Here is a 17,844-nt window from a genome sequence, read left to right as displayed (position 1 = left end):
TCTACTCGTGCGCGATCTCCTCGACCACCGTCGCTCCCAGTTCCCGCACGAGCAGGTCCTTGCCGGAGAGCGCCGACTCGTCGAGGTCCGGGTCGTCGTCCTCCGGGATGTCGTCCTCCGGGGAGACCGGTGGCGGCGGTTCGGGCGCGGCGGGCCGGGGAGCGGGGTCGGCCGCCGGGGCGGACGCCGCCGAGCCGTGCGCGGAGGGCGCCGCGGGCGAGCCGGGGCCCCGGGACGGCGAGCTCGCGGGTGCCGGTGCCGCCGGACGCTGAGCGGGCGCACCGCCGGCCGGCCCGCCGTGGCCGCCGTAGCCACCGCCGCCGCCGTAACCGCCGGGCGGGCCGGCGGGGGGCGGGGGTGCCGAACCGCCGGAGGGGTCGACGACCGCGTCGACCTTCCACTGCACGTTGAACTGCTCGGCGAGGGCCTGCCGCAGGACGTCCTCGCTGCCGCTGCTCAGGAAGTTGTCGCGGGCCCCGGCGTTGACGAAGCCGATCTGGAGGGTCGTGCCGTCGAATCCGGTCACCTGGGCGTTCTGGCTGAGCAGGATCCAGGTGAACCGGCGGCGGTTCTTGACCGCCTCCAGGATGTTGGGCCAGAGCGAGCGCGGGTCGGGGCCGCCGCTCGGGGCCACCGGGGCCGCGGGCGGCACGGCGGCGGCCGGCGCGGGTGCCGGGGCGGACGCGGCCGGAGCCTGGGCCGGGGCGGCCGGCGCGGCCGGGGCGGGGGGCTGTCCGCCGCCCGCCGGAGCTGCCGTGGGCAAACCTCCGGGCCGCCGCCCGCCGCCCGCCGGAGCCGCGGTGGGCCAGGCGCCCGGCGCGGGCGCGGTGGGAGCCGGGGCGCCGGGGGCGGGTGCGGACGCCAGAGCGGGCGTCGGAGCAGGGGCGGGGGCAGGTGCGGGCGTCGGAGCAGGGGCGGGGGCAGGTGCGGGCGTCGGGGCAGGGGCGGGAGCGGGACCGGCGCCCGGCATGGAGGGCGCGCCCTCGCCGGCCGCCGTGCCACCGCCGGCACCCGGCCCCCGTACCGCCGCCCGGGCCGCGGCCGGACCGCCGCCCGGCGGGAGCGGCGCGGCGGCCGCCGGGCCCGCGGCACCGGCCGGACCGGCATGGGCCTCGGGCCCGGGCACGTACCCCGCGGCGGGCGCCCCGGCCCCCGCCGAGAACTGCACCCCGCGCTCGATCCGGTCCAGCCGGGCCATCACCGACCGCTCGTCGCCGTACGCGGCGGGCAGCAGCACGCGGGCGCAGATCAGCTCCAGCTGGAGGCGGGGCGAGTGGGCGCCGCGCATCTCGGTGAGGCCCTCGTTGACGAGGTCGGCGGCGCGGCTCAGCTCCGCGGCGCCGAAGGACCGCGCCTGGGCCAGCATCCGTTCGATGACGTCGGCGGGGGCGTCGATGAGCCCCTTCTCCGCGGCGTCGGGCACGGCGGCGAGGATGACGAGGTCGCGGAGCCGCTCCAGCAGGTCGGTGACGAAGCGCCGCGGGTCGTTGCCGCCCTCGATCACCCGGTCCACGACCTCGAAGGCGGCCGAGCCCTCTCCGGAGGCGAACGCCTCGACGACGGAGTCGAGCAGCGAGCCGTCCGTGTAGCCGAGGAGGGCGGTCGTCATGTCGTATGTCACACCGTCGGGACCGGCACCCGCGAGCAGCTGGTCCATGACGGACATGGAGTCACGCACGGAACCGGCACCCGCCCGCACGACGAGCGGCAGCACGCCGTCCGCGACGGGGATGTCCTCCTTGCCGCACACCTCGGCGAGGTAGTCGCGCAGGGTGCCGGGCGGCACGAGCCGGAACGGGTAGTGGTGGGTCCGCGACCGGATGGTCCCGATGACCTTCTCGGGCTCGGTGGTCGCGAAGATGAACTTCAGGTGCTCCGGGGGCTCCTCGACGACCTTCAGCAGGGCGTTGAAGCCCTGCGGGGAGACCATGTGGGCCTCGTCGATGATGTAGATCTTGTACCGGCTGGAGGCGGGCCCGAAGAAGGCCTTCTCCCGCAGGTCACGGGCGTCGTCCACACCACCGTGCGAAGCGGCGTCGATCTCGATGACGTCGATCGACCCCGGCCCGTTCCTCGCCAGGTCGCGGCAGGACTGGCACTCGCCGCACGGCGTCGGCGTGGGGCCCTGCTCGCAGTTCAGGCACCGGGCCAGGATGCGCGCGCTGGTCGTCTTGCCGCACCCGCGCGGACCGCTGAAGAGGTACGCGTGATTGACCCGGTTGTTCCGCAGCGCCTGCTGCAACGGGTCGGTGACATGCCCCTGCCCGATGACCTCGGCAAAGGACTCCGGGCGGTAACGGCGGTAGAGCGCGAGAGACGACACGCATACGAGGTTATAGGCGCCCACCGACAACCGGACCGCCCCGCGAACGCAGGCGCCCCCCACGCACCCGCCAGAGCCGACCTACCCTTGCTGCCTTCCGGCCCTGGGGGAGTTCAGTCAGATAGCGCCGCGTGAGGGGCTGGCCCACACGTTACCCGATCAGGGGCCCCGGATACGAGTTCGCAAGCACTCTCCGGCGTCATGTAATGTTTGCCGCGGAGGATTCGCCTAGAGGCCTAGGGCGCACGCTTGGAAAGCGTGTTGGGGGCAACCCCTCACGAGTTCGAATCTCGTATCCTCCGCCAGTGCCTCACCGGGCACGAAGTCGAAGGGCCCCACCGTTCGCGGTGGGGCCCTTCGACGTTGCCGCCCGCTGCGCACCGGTTCAGGGCAGGATCCTGATCCTTCGCGACTCGCTCACCTGGTCCACCTCCGTCACGCGGACCGTCGCCTTCATGGTCCAGGTGCCCGGGAGGGGGAGGGTCAGGGAGTTGGCGCTCCAGTAGCCGCCCCGGTCGACGAGCTCGGCGGCGATCGGGCCGATGCCCCGGTCGGGGAGGGTGAAGGAGAGGCGCAGTTCGGGAACGGCGGCGAGGCTCCCGTCGGGGCCGAAGACGACGGCCTGGACCGCGTTGTCGCCGGTGCGGCCGGGGTCCAGGGTGATCTGGACCGTGCCCCGGCCGCCGGCGGTGCCCGCGTCGAAGGGGATAGTGGTGACCGACGCGGGCAGCACCCCGCCCGCCGGTGCGGACCGTGCCGCCTCGACCGCCGCCCGGCCCGGCACGGTGCCAGCGAGGAGGGTTGTGAGCACCAGGACGACGGCCGCGACGACGGCCTCGGCCAGGACGGACCGGCGCAGGCCCCGGCGGTGGGAGGCGACCGGGTCGGCGGCCTCGTCCCCGGCGGACGGACCGGCGGGCCCCGGTCCCGGCCCGGCCGGCGAGGGGGCGGGCGGTGGCAGGGGCGCGGCGGTCCGCGGCGAGGCGCCCACCGGCACGGGAGCCTCCACCGCCGGGGCCCGTGCCGCTTTCGGCCGGGGAGCCCGTGCCGCCTCCGTCGTCACCAGCGCGGCCGTCCACCGCCGTGACACCGCAGCCGCCGACAGCAGTACGGACACCCCGGCCAGCTTGGCGAGCAGCAGCCGCCCGTACGTCGTCCCGGTGAGCGCCGGCCAGGAACCGAGGCCGCGCCAGGACTGGAAGACGCCGGTGACGGCCAGGACGGTCACGCAGACGAGGGCGACGCGGGAGAAGCGGGCGACCGTGGCGGTGTCCGGGGACCCGCGCAGGGAGGTGAGCAGGGCCACGAGGCCGCCGAGCCAGACGGCCGTGGCCAGCAGGTGGAGCACGGCCGACGTCACCGCCAGGGGGACCAGGGGACCGGCGACGGCGTGCTCGGCGGCGGCCCAGGTCAGGGCCAGCCCGACGGCCACGGCGGCGCCCGCCACGGTCGTGAGGGGACCGTGCTCGCGGCGGCGGGGGACGCGGGCGAGGAACAGCGCGGCCGGCGCGAGCAGCGCCAGCCGGGTCAGCAGCAGCGCGCCGGGACGGCTCGTGACTGTGCGGCCGAGGGCGTCCGCGTTCAGGGCCGTCGCGGGGCCGGTACCCGCCTCGTACGGGGCGCGCAGGACCAGCAGCGCCACGGTGGCCGCCAGCAGGGTCCACCAGCCGGTCACCAGGAGGCGGCGCAGCGGGGCCGGGTCCGGCGGGCGGCACAGGGCGGTGAAGGCGGCCGTGCCGACGAGCAGGGCGGCGGCCAGGTGGGCGAGGTAGCGGGCGATCCGGTGGAGGGTGGCGGTGAGCGGGTCCTCGGTGGGGCCGGCGGCGTTCGCGGCGGTCGTCGCGGAGGGCTTGCCGACGGAGAAGGTGAAGGCGCCGGAGACGGGATGGCTGTCGGCCGAGACCACCCGCCAGGCCACGGTGTAGGTGCCCTCGCCGAGCGCGTCCGGCAGGGTCACGCGGGCCGTGTCGGAGCGTCCGTCCGCGTGCCCGGCGTCCTCGGTGCGCAGGCGGTGGCCGCCGGGGTCGAGGACGCGGAAGGAGTCGTCGCGCAGGCCGACGGACTCGGTGAAGGTCAGGGTGACGGCGCGGGGCGCCCGCGGGAGGACGGTGCCGTCCCCGGGGTCGGTGGAGCGGAGGGCGGCGTGGGCGGACGCCGGCGCCGCGCCGCCGAGGACGAGCAGGACCAGCACGGCCGCCAGCAGCGCCGGCCCCCGCACCAGCCGACGGCCACGGGGCCGCCGGGGACTTCGGACCGTACCGCCGGTCCCGCCGGTGACACCCGTGCCACCCGTGCCGCCACGCCTCACGTCACATCTCCGTCGCCGGGACTCGCCGTCGGCGATGTGTACGGACGCGGGCGCCGTCCCGCTCACCGGGGAGCGGGCGGCCCTCACTGCGTCGTGTTCGCCCGGGGCCGTGCGGTCGCCGGGGGCGTCACGGCCGGGACAGTGCCGCGATCCGCGCGGCCTCGGCCGGCCAGCGTGCCGTGAGGGCGGCCGCGTCACCGTGCTCGTAGTCCCCGTAGGTGAAACCGGGTGCCATCGTGCAGCCGAACAGCGTCCACGCGCCGCCCGCCGCCACCCGGCCGCCCATCCAGGTGCCGGCGGGGACGGTGCACTGCACGTGCTGTCCGCTCAGGACGTCCGGTCCGAGCACCGCCGTGCGCGCGCTGCCGTCCGGGGCGAGGAGCAGCAGCTCCAGCGGATCGCCGAGGTAGAAGTGCCACACCTCGTCGGTGGGCAGGCGGTGCAGGGCGGAGAAGTCGCCCGGCCGGGCGGTCAGCAGGGCGACGATCGCGGTGCCGGCGGGGCGTCCGTCCGGACGCGGCGGGCCGGCCCAGGTCTGCCGGAACAGGCCGCCCTCGCGGGGGATCGGCTCCAGCCCGTAGTGCGCGACGAGGTCCTCAGGGGTCACCGGGGTCACCCCGGGAACGCTACCTCCCGGCGGAGGAAGGCGAGCTGCGCTCTCTTCTCGGGCAGGTACACGTCCGGCAGGTCGATCTCCGGCAGCACGACCCGCGGGCCCGCGGTGAAGCCCTGCCTGGCGAAGCGGGCGATGGCCTTGGCGTTGCGCACGTCCGGGTCGACCACGACCCGCTCGCGGTCCAGGCCCAGCAGGACGTACGCGAGGAGGGCGCCGGTCAGCGCGGCGGTCCAGCCGGGCCGCGTGCCGCCCGGCCCGGTGGGCGCGACCAGCAGGTGGACGCCGATGTCGCCGGGTTCAACGTCGTAGCACTCGCTCACCCGGTCGGCCCCGGGCTCGTAGGTCTGGAACAGCGCGACGGGGACGCCGTCCGTGACCACCAGGAAGGCGTGATGCGTGTCCAGGCCGGCCATGTGGGCGTAGATCCCGGCCACCTGATCCCGCGTGAGGCCGTTCATTCCCCAGAAGGCGGCCCGCTCCTCGCTCACCCAGCCGTGGATCACCCCGGCGTCCGCGGCGGGGTCGAGGGGCAGGACCCGGACGGTGCCGAAACCGTCGAGCACCTGCTCGTGGACGGCGCTGCGGGAGAGGTACGGGTCAGACATCGGTCTCCTTCACGAGCCGGTCGAAGTCGGTGACCACCGGGGCGAGTTCCCCGGCGAGCCACAGGGGCAGCTGGTCGCGGTGGTGGGGCGAGCCGGGGACGCCGGAGGCGCCGTGGGGAACCACCCAGCGGCTGTCCTGGCGGTCGGCCAGGTCCCAGACGTAGCGGGCGGCGGGGCCGCGCGCGGCCCGGTCGGTGAGGCCGGGGACGGCGGAGGTGCACAGCACGCAGTCGTGGTCGCCGGAGAGGCCGGGCTCCTGCGGGGAGGCGTCCGGCAGTGCCCGCCAGGGGGCGAGGCGGTGGGTGTCGCCCCAGGTGCCCGAGGGCTCGCTCGCGGCCACCTCCTCCAGCGCCGCGCGGACCGCTCCGGCGCGGTCGACGCCGTACAAATCCTCGGCCCGCAGCAGGTGTTCGAGGGCGTAGGCGACGCGCGGCACGAGTGCGAGCCAGGGCTGGAACACCTCGGGGTAGGCGGGCGGGACGGCGGCCGCGGCGAGGGCCGGGTGGGCCGCCAGGCGCCGGACGACCGCGCCCCGCACGGCCGCGTAGGCCGCCGCGCCGGTGCTGCCGGCGTCCATGCGCCGGTCCCAGGCGAGGAGGCGGTCGCGCAGGGCGCCGGCCTCGGGGGGCAGGTCTTCGAGGGCCGCCAGGTGGTCGAGGAGGGGTCCGGCGGAGGCGAGGTGGGTGTCGGTGTGGATCGCGGGCATGTCGGCGGCCGACCAGCGGTCCTTGGCGGCGAGCAGGGCGGCGATGCGCTCGGCGCGGTGCGGCGGGGCGAACTCGACGCCGAGGGGGCCGGCCGGGCCCCGCTGGTTGGCCATCACGGCGACGCCGTCGGTGAACCCGGCGCGGGGCGGGGTGTGCCAGCCGGTCCACTCGTGGCCGGGTTCCCACGCGGGCACCGGGCCCGTGCCGTTGGCTGCGGCCCGCACCGGCACCCGGCCCGCGACGCGGTGCAGCAGCCCGCCCTCGGTGTCGGCGGCCTGCACCACGTTGACCGGTTCGGTCCACGCGTCCAGGGCCCGGTCCACGTCGGCGGCCCGGCGTGCCCGCAGCAGCGGCAACAGGGCGGAGAAGCCCAGGTCGGCGGTGACGCGGGGCGGGTGGCGCAGGCTCAGGGCGAGGGGGGTGCCGTCGTCCAGGCCCTCGGGTCCGCCGGCGATCACCGGGCCCCGGTCGGTCTCGACGACCTCGACCTCGACGGGCTCCTCCCCCGCGACCGTGATCAGCTCGGTGTGCCGGGCGGCCCGGTGCCAGGCGCCGTCCGGGCCCAGCGCCTCGATGCCGGCGCCGGTGCGGCGCAGCCGTTCGCGGTACAGGTCCTGGTAGTCGGCCATGGCGTTGGTGATGGCCCAGGCGACCGTGCCGGTGTGGCCGAAGTGGGCGATGCCGGGGACGCCGGGCACGGCGAGGCCGATCACGTCGAACTCCGGGCAGGACAGGTGGATCTGCTGGTAGACGCCGGGTTCCTCGATGTAGCGGTGCGGGTCGCCGGCGATGACCGCGTGCCCGGTCACGGTCCGCTCGCCGCTCACCAGCCAGCCGTTGCTGCCGGCGGTGCCGGGCCCGTCGGTGGCGAAGAGGGCGACGGCGTCCGGGCCGAGGTGCCCAGCGACGTGCGCGCGCCAGAGCTTGGCGGGGAAGCCCGCGAAGAGGATGTGCGTGGCCAGCCAGACGGCGAGTGGCGTCCAGGGCTCCCAGCGGCCGGGCGCGAGGCCGGCGCGCGCGAACTCGGGGGCCGGGTCGTCCGCCGTGAGCGACTCGTTCACCCCGTCGGTGTACGCCCGCACCCAGGCGGCCGTCTCCGGGTCCCGTTCCTCCAGGGCCGCGTGGCAGCGGCGGGCGGTGTCGGCCAGCAGGGCGCGGCGCACGAACCGGTCCCAGGGCAGGGCCTCGGGGCCGAGGAAGGACGCCGAGGTGCCCTGGGCGCGGTGCCGCTCGACCTCCAGCTGCCAGGCCCGGTCACGGGCGGTCACGCGGCCCTGGGCGCGGGCGAGTTCCTCCGCGCTGTCCGCGCGCAGGTGCGGAATCCCCCAGGCGTCGCGGTAGATCTCGGCGCTCACCCTGTGCCCCTACTTTCCTTTAGGTTAGGCTCACCTAAGTAATACGTCGTGGCGGAATCGTACGTGAAGGGTGAAGGGCCGATGGGGCAGGGGCGGGGCTGGGAGGGCGCGGTCCTCAGGCTGATGCGGGCGAAGGACTTCCGGCTCACCGTGACGGACGCCGAGGACGTCACCCCGCGGTACCGGCGCCTGCGCCTGTCCGACGGCGGCCTGCTGGCGGCGACCGGCGTCCACCCCACGATGTGGGTGCGGCTGTGGTTCGACAACGCGGGCAGGCCGCACCAGCGGGCGTACACGCTGGTCGACCCGGACCCGGCGACCGGCACCTTCGGCATGGAGTTCGCCCTGCACGAGGGGTGCGCCAGCGACTGGGCACGGGCCGCGAAGCCCGGGGACACCGTCGAGGCGACGGTCCAGGGCACCGGCTTCCAGCGGCCCGACCCGGCACCCTCGCACCTCTTCGCCGTCGCCGATCCGGCGTCCCTGCCGGCCCTGAACTCGCTCCTCGACGCGCTGGACACGGTCCCGGCGACCGTCTGGTTCGAGGGCGCGACCGCCGGCCTGCCCCTGCGTGCCGACCCGGCCCGGCACGAGATCCGCACGGTCCCGCGGCACGACGGGGGCGCCCGGCTGGTCGCCGAGGTGCGGGAGGCACTGCCCGCACTGCTCCGCGACACCCCCGAGCCGTACGTCTGGATCGCCTGCGACACGGCGACGACCCGGGCCCTGTCCACCCACGTCCGCAAGGACCTGGGCGTGCCCAGGCAGCGGGTGAACGCGCTGGGGTACTGGCGCGCGACCTGAGCCCGCACGCGCGATCATCGGGGCATGGACGTCACTCTTCACCTCGCCCAGGACCCCGAGGCCGACGAGCTCCTCGGCCGCAGTCCGCTCGCCGCGCTGGTCGGCATGCTGCTGGACCAGCAAGTCCCCATGGAGTGGGCGTTCAAGGGCCCGTCGACCATCGCCCGCCGCATGAACGCCGAGGACCTGGACGCCCACGACATCGCCGCCTTCGACCCCGAGGGCTTCGCGGCCCTGCTCTCGGAGAAGCCCGCCGTGCACCGCTACCCCGGCTCCATGGCGGGCCGCGTCCAGCAGCTGTGCCGGTACCTCGTCGAGACCTACGACGGTGACGCCGAGGCCGTCTGGCGGGGCGTCGGCACCGGCAGGGAACTGCTGAAGCGGCTTCAGGAGCTGCCGGGCTTCGGCCGGCAGAAGGCCCAGATCTTCCTCGCCCTGCTGGGCAAGCAGCTCGGCGTCCGTCCCGAGGGCTGGCGGGAGGCGGCCGGCGCCTACGGCGAACCCAAGTCCTTCCGCTCGGTCGCCGACATCACCGGCCCGGAGTCGCTCGCCAAGGTCCGCGCGCACAAACAGGAGATGAAGGCGGCCGCGAAGGCCGCGAAGGCCGCCGACGCGTAGCCGGGGCGCGGAGCCCGGTCCGCCCCGCGGCGTCAGTCCGGTGGACCGCTCCGGGTGGCGGGAACGGCTCGGCCGTTTCCAGCATGGACCATGACCGAACCACCGTTCGGCTCCCCCGGGGGCCCGCAGTACGACGACCGCGGAGTGCACGCCCGGCACGGGACGCACGGCCGGGCGGCCGGCGGGTACGAGCCCGAGCCGCCCGTCGAAGGCCCCCTCCACGTGCTGGCCCGCACCGCCTGGCAGACGGTCCTGGTCACCGGGATCGCCTCGCTGGTCCTCGGCGTGCTGGTGCTGGTCTGGCCGGGGGTGACCCTGCGCGTCGCCGGCGTGCTGTTCGGCCTCTACCTCCTGGTCAGCGGCGTCCTGCAGCTCGCCTCCGCCTTCGGCACGCACGGCAGGACCTCGCTGCGGGTCCTCGCGTTCGTCAGCGGTGCCGTGTCGATCCTGCTGGGTCTGTTCTGCTTCCGCGGCACGCTCCAGTCGGTCCTGCTGCTCGCGCTGTGGATCGGCATCGGCTGGCTCTTCCGCGGCATCACCCAGACCGTGGCCGCCGCGCACGACCCGGCCATGCCCGCGCGCGGCTGGCACGTCCTCCTCGGGGTCGTCACCGTCCTCGCCGGCATCGTCCTGATCGACTCGCCGGTCGAGTCGGTCACCGTCCTCACGGTGATCGGCGGCTGGTGGCTCGTCGTGGTGGGGGTGGTCGAGATCGTCACGTCCCTGCGCATCCGGGACCGGGTCCGCCGGGTCCCGCACACCGTGTGAACGGCGCACCCCGCCCCCGGCCCTGCGCCGGGCGAGTGGTTCCGGCCCGGGGCGTGCTGAACGGCGTACGCCGGGCGGGGACACGACCTGTGTGAGGCCCGCATCGCGCACCACCGCCGTGAACCCCGCCGGACGCGCTCCACGCGCCGTCCGCGCCGGGCGCCGCGGCACCTGGGTGCGGGCCCTGGTCCTGTTCCTGGCCCTGCTCGTGCCGTGCGCCCACGCGCAGGCCCCCGCGGTGCCGCCCCCGGTGGTGGCCGCCGAGAGCGGCGGCCCGGGCGGCACGTCCGCCGAGTACGACCACCTCGACGCCGCCCCGAGGGCACCGGCCCGGCTCGCCCGGCGTCCGGCACCGCCCCGGCTCACCCCGCCGCCCGCCACCGCCGGGCACCCCCGCGCCGACGGGCACCGCGCACCGTCCGCTCCGCCGCCCGCCCCCCGCGGCACGCGCTCCGTGGTCCTGCGCTGCTGACCGGACCGGCCGCCCCGGTCCCCCAGCCCCCGACGGAACGCACCCCAGGAGCACAGCCATGCCCGACGATCCCTACGCCGTCCTGCGCGCCCTCCTGCGCGCCGAGGCCGCCCGCCGCACCCCGGCCGGGCCCGGAGCCGAGCGGGACGCCCCCCGCGAACAGCGGGCGCCCGCACGGGAAGAGAGGCGTGACTGACGGGAAACCGCGGTCACCGCGCCTGGTGGGACGCCCGTACGGCCGTCCCACCGGCACCCCCTTCCCGTTTGCCCTCGTTTACGGCGTCTTTTCCGGCGCCGCGCTGCGCCGCCATGGCTGCGCCCGCGACGCCCGGGCCGGTAGGCTTTCCGTGTGATCTTCAAGCGCATCGGAAACGGCCGGCCGTACCCCGACCACGGCCGGGAAAGCACCCGGCAGTGGGCGGACGTCGCGCCGCGCCCGGTCCGCCTCGATCAGCTCGTGACGACCAAGGGCCAGCTGGACCTGGAGACCCTCCTCGCCGAGGACTCCACGTTCTACGGCGACCTGTTCGCACACGTCGTGAAGTGGCAGGGCGACCTGTACCTGGAGGACGGCCTCCACCGCGCGGTCCGCGCGGCGCTGCAGCAGCGTCAGGTGCTGCACGCGCGCGTCCTCGAACTCGACTGACCGGACCCGCGCCGCCCCTCGCCGGACCCCGTGACGCCGTGGCTTAACCCATTCGGGTGGCATTGCACCGAACCGCGGAACGTCGACTGATCATCTAATAGGCATCGCCGCTCCGGCGCACTACGCTGCGCCCATGAGCATGCTGACTCCCCCTGGCATGGGCGGCCAGTACAAGATCACGGGGGACAAGTACCCACGGATGCGACCGGCCCGCCGACGCGGACGGCTCGCGTTCGCCGGCGTCGCCTGCGCCACCGTCCTCGGAGTCCTCGGCTGGGGCACGCTGCAGCTCATCGACGTCTTCACCGGTGGCGACGAGGCCTCGGCGGCCGGCACCGCGGCGGGCTGCCGGGTCACCCCGGCCCGCGCGAGCGCCTCGCCCGCGGCCGTGGCCGTGCCGAAGCCGGCCCAGATCACGGTCAACGTGCTGAACGCCACCACCCGCAAGGGCCTCGCCCAGCAGACCGCCGACGAGCTGAAGAAGCGCGGCTTCCGCATCGGCGACGTCACCAACGCGCCCGCGCAGTTCGACAAGAAGGTGGGCGGCTCGGGCGTGCTGCTCGGACCCGCGGCGGCCCTGAAGGGCGCGCTGCCCGTACTCGGCACCCAGCTGCCGGCCGCCGAGCGGCGCACCGACGCGGCCCGCAAGGGGGCCACCGTGGACCTGATCATCGGCAACGGCTTCAAGGGCCTGGCGAAGCCGGCGGACGCCGACGCGGCGCTGGCCGGGCTGGCCACGCCGCGGCCGACGCCCGCCGCGGAGAAGAAGGGCTGCTGAGCAGCCGTACGGACGCGCCGCGAGCCGCTACTCGGCGGCTCCGTACATCCGGTCGCCCGCGTCGCCGAGGCCCGGCACGATGTAGCCCTGGTCGTTGAGGCGCTCGTCGACCGAGGCCGTCACCACCGTCACCGGGGTGCCGGCCAGCTCGCGCTCCATCACCTCGACGCCCTCGGGGGCGGCGAGCAGCACCACGGCCGTCACGTCGTCGGCGCCGCGCTTGATCAGCTCCTGGATGGCGGCGACCAGCGTGCCGCCGGTGGCCAGCATCGGGTCCAGCACGTACACCTGACGCCCGGAGAGGTCGTCCGGCATGCGGGTGGCGTAGGTGGAGGCCTGCAGCGTCTCCTCGTTGCGCACCATGCCGAGGAAGCCCACCTCGGCGGTCGGCAGCAGCCGGACCATGCCGTCGAGCATGCCGAGACCGGCGCGCAGGATCGGCACCACCAGCGGGCGCGGGTGGGAGAGCTTGACGCCGGTGGTCTGCGTGACCGGCGTCTGGATGTCGACCTGTTCGGTGCGCACGTCACGCGTGGCCTCGTAGGCGAGCAGGGTGACCAGCTCGTCGGCGAGACGGCGGAAGGTCGCGGAGTCGGTGCGCTGGTCGCGCAGCGTGGTGAGCTTGTGGGCGACCAGGGGGTGGTCGACGACGTGGAGACGCATGTCCCCCACAGTAACCGGGCCCCGTCGCACCGGCGTCCCCGCGGCCGGTCGAGCGCGCACCGGGGCCTCTCGCCCGGCTCGTGGGCGTCGAAACGCCCGTCCGGGGGAAGGTGGGAGGGACGGACGCGGGGTGGTGAGACTGTGCCTGACCGGGACATTCACGACACGTCGTCCCCGGGCGAGGAGCCGGGGACACGGCAGAGGACGGGGACGGAGAGCAGGCCGAGAACGGAACGCGGACCGGGGACGGAGCGCGGACCGGGGACAGGACGCGGGCCCGGCACCGGACGCGGCCCCAGCGCGGAGCGCGGACCCGGCACCGGACGCGGCCCCAGCGCGGAGCGCGGACCCGGCACCGGACGCGGCCCCAGCGCGGAGCGCGGACGCGGCCCCGGCTCGGAACGCGGGCCCGGCACGGAGCGCGGGCCGGGCACGGAGCGCGGGCCGGGGGCGGAGCGCGGGCCGGGGGCGGAGCGCCGGTCGGCCGCGGACGCGGAGTCCGAGCGCCGTCGGCGCCGCGCCCAGTTCCTGCGCGACCTCGCGGAGGCCCGGGAGCTGCGGGACCGCGTCCAGCCGCGCCGCGCGAAGGCCGCCCGGCTGCGCCACGCGATGCGCATGCGCACGTTCCGCTGGTAGCGCCGGGGGCCCAGAGCCCGTCGGGGGAAGATCGCGCGCCGCGCCGACGGCACGGGAACGGCTGTGTACGGCCCCGGGCGGAAGCCGCGTACGATCCGCGAGTGGCGGCAAGGACTGCGCCGCCGGACCGGGCTCGGACACGCACGCACGGACCGCGATCAAAACGGCGGGACACAGGGCGCGGAAGACATCGCCCGAGGGCCTTGTTTCTGCCACGATTCCGAGTGGGTGGGGTTCACGGCACCGCTTGCCCCGCCCACGACCTCCGCCGGGGGGAACCCCAACCGGCACGCCTACGACCAGTGGGAGAGTCACGGTGTACTTCACCGCACTGCTCGCGCGCACCGAAGACGGGTGGGAAGCGAGCGACACGGAGCTGGACGATGTGGAGACCCTGTCGGATCTGACCGACCTGGCCCGGGAAGCCTCTCCCGACGAGGACACGGTGCTCGTGCTGATCGAGCAGGAGGACGCCTGGTTCGGCGTCGTCCGCGTGGACGGCGAGGAGGATCCCCGCATCTACGTCTCGGACGCCGCCGCGGCCGCCCGCAGCAGCTACGGGGAGATCCTGCTCACCGACGAACTGCTCGGCCGGGACCCCGGTGACGACGTCCCCGACCTCGACGCCCTCGACCTCGACGGCACCGAGGACGGCGAGCCCGACGACGGCGACGAGGACGACGCGGACGCCGGCTCCGGCGAGTCCTCCGTGCCGCACGGCCCGGTCGGCGACGCCCAGGTCCTCGACGACTTCGGCGTGAGCGAGAAGGAGCTGCGGTCGATGTCCGGGGACGCGGTCGGCGAGATCGCCGAGGCGCTGGGCGCCTCCGAGGTGCTGGAGACGGTCCGCTGACCGCACCGATCGACGAGGGCCCGGGTCGGATGCCGCCGGGCCCGGACCGGGACCCGGCCGGGTCCGACCCGGTGCGCGACCGGTGGCGGCCCGCGATGCGGCTGGCGCTGGCCGAGGCCGGTCACGCCGCCCGGGGCGGGGACGTCCCCGTCGGCGCCGTCGTACTGGCCCCGGACGGCAGCACGGTGCTGGCGTCCGGGCACAACGAACGCGAGGCCACCGGCGATCCGACGGCCCACGCGGAGGTGCTGGCGATCCGGCGGGCCGCCGCGCGGCTCGGCGACCGGTGGCGGCTGACCGGCTGCACGCTCGTCGTCACCCTGGAGCCGTGCACGATGTGCGCGGGCGCGGTGGTGCAGTCCCGGGTGGACCGGGTCGTCTACGGCGCCCGCGACGACAAGGCGGGCGCGGCCGGCTCGCTGTGGGACGTCCTCCGCGACCGGCGGCTCAACCACCGGCCCGAGGTGATCGAGGGCGTGCTCGCCGAGGACTGCGCCCTGCTGCTCACGGACTTCTTCCGCGACCGCTGACACCCGCCCGCGGAGCCGCCGGATACCGATTTCGAACCATGCCGCACTGTGCTGTAAGGTCTCTCTCGGTAGCGTGTCCGAGCGGCCGAAGGAGCTCGCCTCGAAAGCGAGTGTGGCGCAAGTCACCGAGGGTTCAAATCCCTCCGCTACCGCAGCAGAAGGGCCCAGTCCGAGGACTGGGCCCTTCGTCGTGTCCGGACGTCGGCGCGGCTCGCCACCGGAACGAGGCATTGATCGCACACGGGAGCGGACAGTTACACTCACCGCCGGTAGCGCAGAGTCCGAGGAAGTCCCAGGGGGAGGCCGCGGTGGCGGTGAACGCGAAGAAGATCGCCGTCTACGTGCTCGTGGTCTTCGTGCTGTACGTGATCATCACGGACCCGGCGAAGGCCGCCGACTACGTCCAGATCGGGTTCCAGGGCATCTCCGACGCCGCGGGAGCCGTCGGGGACTTCATGACCTGGGCCGCCAACGGAGGAAAGTGATGATCCGTCACCTGGTGCTGTTCAAGCTGAACGAGGGCGTCGAGCGTGACGACCCGCGCGTCGTGGAGGGCGTCGAGGCCTTCCGGGCCCTCGGCGGCCGGATCGAGGAGCTGCGCTTCTGGGAGTGCGCCTGGAACATCAGCGACCGCCCCATCGCCTACGACTTCGCCATCAACTCCGCCGTGGACGACACCGACGCCCTGCGGCGCTACGTGGACCACCCGGCGCACCAGGCGGGCGTCGCGCTGTGGCGTGAGTTCGCCACCTGGGTGATCGCCGACTACGAGTTCTGAGGCCCCGCGCACCGCCAGCCCCCCGCCGGAAACGTCGGGGGGCTGGTCCGCGTGCGGGGACGGCCGCGCACGGCCCGCCCCTTATGCCCTCAACACGGGGTTATGGGGTGCTTGCACACCGTGCGGATGTCTTGTGATGCTATGACCGCTTTTGACGGAGAGTTGACGGATGAGTTGACGGATCACGAGGTGGAGTTGACCGTGCCGGCCAGTACTGCGCCTCAGGCACCGCCCGCACCCCCCGCACAGGCCCAGGAGCCCCCCTCGGGGCCCACCGCGCCGCAGCGCAGCCGGGGCGCCGACACCCGGGCCCTGACCCAGGTGCTCTTCGGAAAGCTCAAGGGACTCGAGCCGGGCACGCCGGAGCACGACCGCGTGCGCGCGGCGCTCATCGAGGCCAACCTCCCGCTGGTCCGCTACGCCGCCGGGCGCTTCCGCTCGCGCAACGAGCCGATGGAGGACGTGGTCCAGGTCGGCACCATCGGGCTGATCAACGCCATCGACCGCTTCGACCCGGACCGCGGCGTGCAGTTCCCGACCTTCGCCATGCCCACGGTGGTCGGCGAGATCAAGCGCTACTTCCGCGACAACGTCCGCACCGTGCACGTACCGCGCCGGCTGCACGAGCTGTGGGTGCAGGTCAACAGCGCGACCGAGGACCTGACGACCGCCTTCGGGCGCTCCCCGACCACCGCCGAGATCGCCGAGCGGCTGCGCATCGGCGAGGACGAGGTGCTCTCCTGCATCGAGGCCGGACGGTCGTACCACGCCACCTCGCTGGAGGCGGCGCAGGAGGGCGACGGGCTGCCCGGGCTGCTCGACCGGCTCGGCTACGAGGACCCGGCGCTGGACGGCGTCGAGCACCGCGACCTCGTCCGCCACCTGCTCGTGCAGCTCCCCGAGCGGGAGCAGCGCATCCTGCTGCTGCGCTACTACAGCAACCTCACCCAGTCGCAGATCAGCGCGGAACTCGGCGTCTCGCAGATGCACGTGTCGCGGCTCCTGGCGCGCAGTTTCCAGCGGTTGAGGTCCGCCAACCGGATCGACGCGTGAACCGGACGCGCGACCCGGACGCGCAACCCGGCGTGCAACCGAAAGCATGACCGAGCGGTCACCGGCGCGAGCGAATCGCCCACCAGGGCCGTTGCGGGCGGATTCCGTCCGACAGACCGTCAGACCCCCTCTTTCCAGGGGGTTTTCGCGTCTCGCATGTCGACATGTCACTACAGCGCGTTGCCGACATGTGACATTCTGCCGGAAGCGCGTTTGCCGGAGCTCCGGCTCCGGTATTCAGGTGAAGGCTGCGTTCCCACCGTGGGAGCGTCCGCCGTGACCGTCCCGCGACCCAAAGGGGGTGGCATGTCCGTAGAACAGGGCAGCTCGAAGGTGCTCGCGCTCGCGGAAAGCGAGACCGCGCCCGACGCGCTCCAGGCGCTCGGCTCCATCGATGACGTCCCGACCCTCGACGCCGTGCCGGCTCAGGCCCTCCCGGCAGCCGAAGCCCCCGTCCTGGCGGCCTCGACGAACATCGACACCCGCACCCTGTCCCGCTCCCTGTTCCTGCGGCTCGCCGCACTCGACCAGGACAGCCCCGAGCGCGCGTACGTCCGGGACACCCTGATCGAGCTCAACCTCCCGCTGGTGCGCTACGCCGCCGCGCGCTTCCGCTCCCGCAACGAGCCGATGGAGGACATCGTCCAGGTCGGCACCATCGGCCTGATCAAGGCGATCGACCGCTTCGACTGCGAGCGGGGCGTGGAGTTCCCGACCTTCGCGATGCCGACGGTCGTGGGCGAGATCAAGCGGTTCTTCCGGGACACCTCGTGGTCCGTGCGCGTCCCGCGCCGGCTCCAGGAGCTGCGCCTGGCGCTGACCAAGGCGAGCGACGAGCTCTCCCAGAAGCTCGACCGCTCCCCGACGGTCGGCGAGCTGGCCGCCGTGCTGGGCGTGTCCGAGGAGGACGTCGTCGACGGCCTGGCGGTGGGCAACGCCTACACCGCCTCCTCGCTGGACTCCCCCGCCCCGGAGGACGACGGCGGCGAGGGCTCGCTGGCGGACCGCCTCGGGTACGAGGACACGGCGCTGGAGGGCGTGGAGTACCGCGAGTCCCTCAAGCCGCTGCTGGCCAAGCTGCCGCCGCGGGAGCGGCAGATCATCATGCTGCGCTTCTTCGCCAACATGACCCAGTCGCAGATCGGCGAGGAGGTCGGCATCTCGCAGATGCACGTCTCGCGGCTGCTCACCCGCACCCTGGCGCAGCTGCGCGAGGGCCTCATCTCGGACTGAGCCCGCCCCGCCGCCGTCCGGCGGTACCCCACGACGGCAAGGCGACCGCCGCGGCACCCCCTGGGGGGCCGCGGCGGTCGCGTCGTACGCGGGCGTGG

The 17,844-nt window shown here is 74.8% G+C and carries 20 protein-coding genes, 2 tRNA genes and 1 other RNA gene; 16 read left to right on the top strand and 7 right to left on the bottom strand.

What is annotated here, in order from left to right; all coding sequences use genetic code 11:
- Nucleotide 1 precedes the first annotated feature (1 nt).
- The gene (locus ACFWJB_RS02710) at nucleotides 2–2,323 is read right to left on the bottom strand and encodes a DNA polymerase III subunit gamma and tau (protein ID WP_386919824.1); all 2,322 of its coding nucleotides are present in this window, start codon (nucleotides 2,321–2,323) and stop codon (nucleotides 2–4) included.
- Between the two features lie 48 nt (nucleotides 2,324–2,371).
- Nucleotides 2,372–2,466: signal recognition particle sRNA small type (ffs, locus tag ACFWJB_RS02705), an RNA gene on the bottom strand.
- Between the two features lie 74 nt (nucleotides 2,467–2,540).
- Between ffs and ACFWJB_RS02700 the strand changes: the two genes are divergently transcribed.
- Nucleotides 2,541–2,628: transfer RNA gene (locus ACFWJB_RS02700), tRNA-Ser, on the top strand.
- Nucleotides 2,629–2,708: 80 nt separating this feature from the next.
- On the opposite strand, the gene ACFWJB_RS02695 is transcribed toward ACFWJB_RS02700, so the two are convergent.
- From ACFWJB_RS02695 to ACFWJB_RS02680, 4 genes are all read right to left on the bottom strand, one after another.
- The gene (locus tag ACFWJB_RS02695; RefSeq protein ID WP_386919874.1) at nucleotides 2,709–4,544 is read right to left on the bottom strand and encodes a copper resistance protein CopC; all 1,836 of its coding nucleotides are present in this window, start codon (nucleotides 4,542–4,544) and stop codon (nucleotides 2,709–2,711) included.
- A 214-nt stretch (nucleotides 4,545–4,758) separates the two neighbouring features.
- Complete coding sequence (locus tag ACFWJB_RS02690; RefSeq protein ID WP_386919822.1) at nucleotides 4,759–5,238, bottom strand: cupin domain-containing protein; 480 nt, start codon at nucleotides 5,236–5,238, stop codon at nucleotides 4,759–4,761.
- Nucleotides 5,239–5,243: 5 nt separating this feature from the next.
- Nucleotides 5,244–5,852, bottom strand: coding sequence for a GNAT family N-acetyltransferase (locus ACFWJB_RS02685; RefSeq protein WP_386919820.1), 609 nt, complete (start codon nucleotides 5,850–5,852; stop codon nucleotides 5,244–5,246).
- Nucleotides 5,845–7,914 (bottom strand): penicillin acylase family protein, encoded by a 2,070-nt coding sequence (locus tag ACFWJB_RS02680; protein WP_386919818.1) that lies wholly within the window; start codon nucleotides 7,912–7,914, stop codon nucleotides 5,845–5,847. The genes ACFWJB_RS02685 and ACFWJB_RS02680 overlap by 8 nt, the downstream gene beginning before the upstream one ends.
- An 81-nt stretch (nucleotides 7,915–7,995) precedes the next feature.
- Between ACFWJB_RS02680 and ACFWJB_RS02675 the strand changes: the two genes are divergently transcribed.
- From ACFWJB_RS02675 to ACFWJB_RS02645, 7 genes are all read left to right on the top strand, one after another.
- Nucleotides 7,996–8,718, top strand: coding sequence for a siderophore-interacting protein (locus ACFWJB_RS02675; protein WP_386919816.1), 723 nt, complete (start codon nucleotides 7,996–7,998; stop codon nucleotides 8,716–8,718).
- A gap of 24 nt (nucleotides 8,719–8,742) precedes the next feature.
- Entirely contained in the window at nucleotides 8,743–9,336 is a 594-nt protein-coding gene (locus ACFWJB_RS02670; protein WP_385470677.1) for an HhH-GPD-type base excision DNA repair protein, read from the top strand.
- 90 nt (nucleotides 9,337–9,426) lie between these two features.
- Entirely contained in the window at nucleotides 9,427–10,104 is a 678-nt protein-coding gene (locus tag ACFWJB_RS02665) for an HdeD family acid-resistance protein (RefSeq protein ID WP_386919814.1), read from the top strand.
- Between the two features lie 91 nt (nucleotides 10,105–10,195).
- Nucleotides 10,196–10,576, top strand: a complete 381-nt coding sequence (locus ACFWJB_RS02660) for a hypothetical protein (RefSeq protein WP_386919812.1) — start codon at nucleotides 10,196–10,198, stop codon at nucleotides 10,574–10,576.
- Nucleotides 10,577–10,634: 58 nt separating this feature from the next.
- Nucleotides 10,635–10,772 carry a hypothetical protein gene (locus tag ACFWJB_RS02655; protein ID WP_385470671.1) on the top strand — a complete coding sequence of 46 codons (138 nt, stop codon included), beginning with the start codon at nucleotides 10,635–10,637 and terminating at the stop codon, nucleotides 10,770–10,772.
- A gap of 153 nt (nucleotides 10,773–10,925) precedes the next feature.
- Nucleotides 10,926–11,222, top strand: coding sequence for a type II toxin-antitoxin system VapB family antitoxin (locus tag ACFWJB_RS02650; RefSeq protein WP_003999914.1), 297 nt, complete (start codon nucleotides 10,926–10,928; stop codon nucleotides 11,220–11,222).
- Between the two features lie 157 nt (nucleotides 11,223–11,379).
- Complete coding sequence (locus tag ACFWJB_RS02645) at nucleotides 11,380–12,000, top strand: LytR C-terminal domain-containing protein (RefSeq protein WP_386919872.1); 621 nt, start codon at nucleotides 11,380–11,382, stop codon at nucleotides 11,998–12,000.
- Between the two features lie 27 nt (nucleotides 12,001–12,027).
- On the opposite strand, the gene upp is transcribed toward ACFWJB_RS02645, so the two are convergent.
- The gene (gene upp / locus ACFWJB_RS02640; protein WP_362485996.1) at nucleotides 12,028–12,663 is read right to left on the bottom strand and encodes a uracil phosphoribosyltransferase; all 636 of its coding nucleotides are present in this window, start codon (nucleotides 12,661–12,663) and stop codon (nucleotides 12,028–12,030) included.
- A gap of 141 nt (nucleotides 12,664–12,804) precedes the next feature.
- On the opposite strand from upp, the gene ACFWJB_RS02635 reads away from it, so the two are divergent.
- The 8 genes from ACFWJB_RS02635 to ACFWJB_RS02600 all read left to right on the top strand — a co-directional run bounded on the left by ACFWJB_RS02635 (nucleotide 12,805) and on the right by ACFWJB_RS02600 (nucleotide 17,746).
- Nucleotides 12,805–13,299, top strand: coding sequence for a response regulator (locus ACFWJB_RS02635; protein ID WP_386919810.1), 495 nt, complete (start codon nucleotides 12,805–12,807; stop codon nucleotides 13,297–13,299).
- 316 nt (nucleotides 13,300–13,615) lie between these two features.
- Complete coding sequence (locus ACFWJB_RS02630) at nucleotides 13,616–14,152, top strand: hypothetical protein (protein WP_385470667.1); 537 nt, start codon at nucleotides 13,616–13,618, stop codon at nucleotides 14,150–14,152.
- Nucleotides 14,153–14,181: 29 nt separating this feature from the next.
- A complete protein-coding gene (gene tadA, locus ACFWJB_RS02625) occupies nucleotides 14,182–14,682 on the top strand; it encodes a tRNA adenosine(34) deaminase TadA (RefSeq protein ID WP_386919808.1) in 501 nt (166 codons plus the stop codon).
- 67 nt (nucleotides 14,683–14,749) lie between these two features.
- Nucleotides 14,750–14,834: transfer RNA gene (locus ACFWJB_RS02620), tRNA-Ser, on the top strand.
- 156 nt (nucleotides 14,835–14,990) lie between these two features.
- The gene (locus tag ACFWJB_RS02615; protein ID WP_077801305.1) at nucleotides 14,991–15,167 is read left to right on the top strand and encodes a hypothetical protein; all 177 of its coding nucleotides are present in this window, start codon (nucleotides 14,991–14,993) and stop codon (nucleotides 15,165–15,167) included.
- Complete coding sequence (locus tag ACFWJB_RS02610; RefSeq protein WP_385472949.1) at nucleotides 15,167–15,460, top strand: Dabb family protein; 294 nt, start codon at nucleotides 15,167–15,169, stop codon at nucleotides 15,458–15,460. Before ACFWJB_RS02615 ends, ACFWJB_RS02610 begins: the two co-directional genes overlap by 1 nt.
- A 141-nt stretch (nucleotides 15,461–15,601) precedes the next feature.
- Nucleotides 15,602–16,513, top strand: coding sequence for an RNA polymerase sigma factor SigF (locus ACFWJB_RS02605; RefSeq protein ID WP_385472946.1), 912 nt, complete (start codon nucleotides 15,602–15,604; stop codon nucleotides 16,511–16,513).
- A 306-nt stretch (nucleotides 16,514–16,819) separates the two neighbouring features.
- Nucleotides 16,820–17,746: an RNA polymerase sigma factor SigF gene (locus ACFWJB_RS02600; protein ID WP_385472943.1), complete on the top strand. Its 927-nt coding sequence runs from the start codon at nucleotides 16,820–16,822 to the stop codon at nucleotides 17,744–17,746.
- The last annotated feature ends 98 nt before the right edge of the window (nucleotides 17,747–17,844 follow it).

The sequence above is a fragment of the Streptomyces sp. NPDC127100 genome (genome assembly GCF_042724095.1).
Classification (GTDB): domain Bacteria; phylum Actinomycetota; class Actinomycetes; order Streptomycetales; family Streptomycetaceae; genus Streptomyces.
This window is presented reverse-complemented; position numbering and strand designations above follow the sequence as displayed.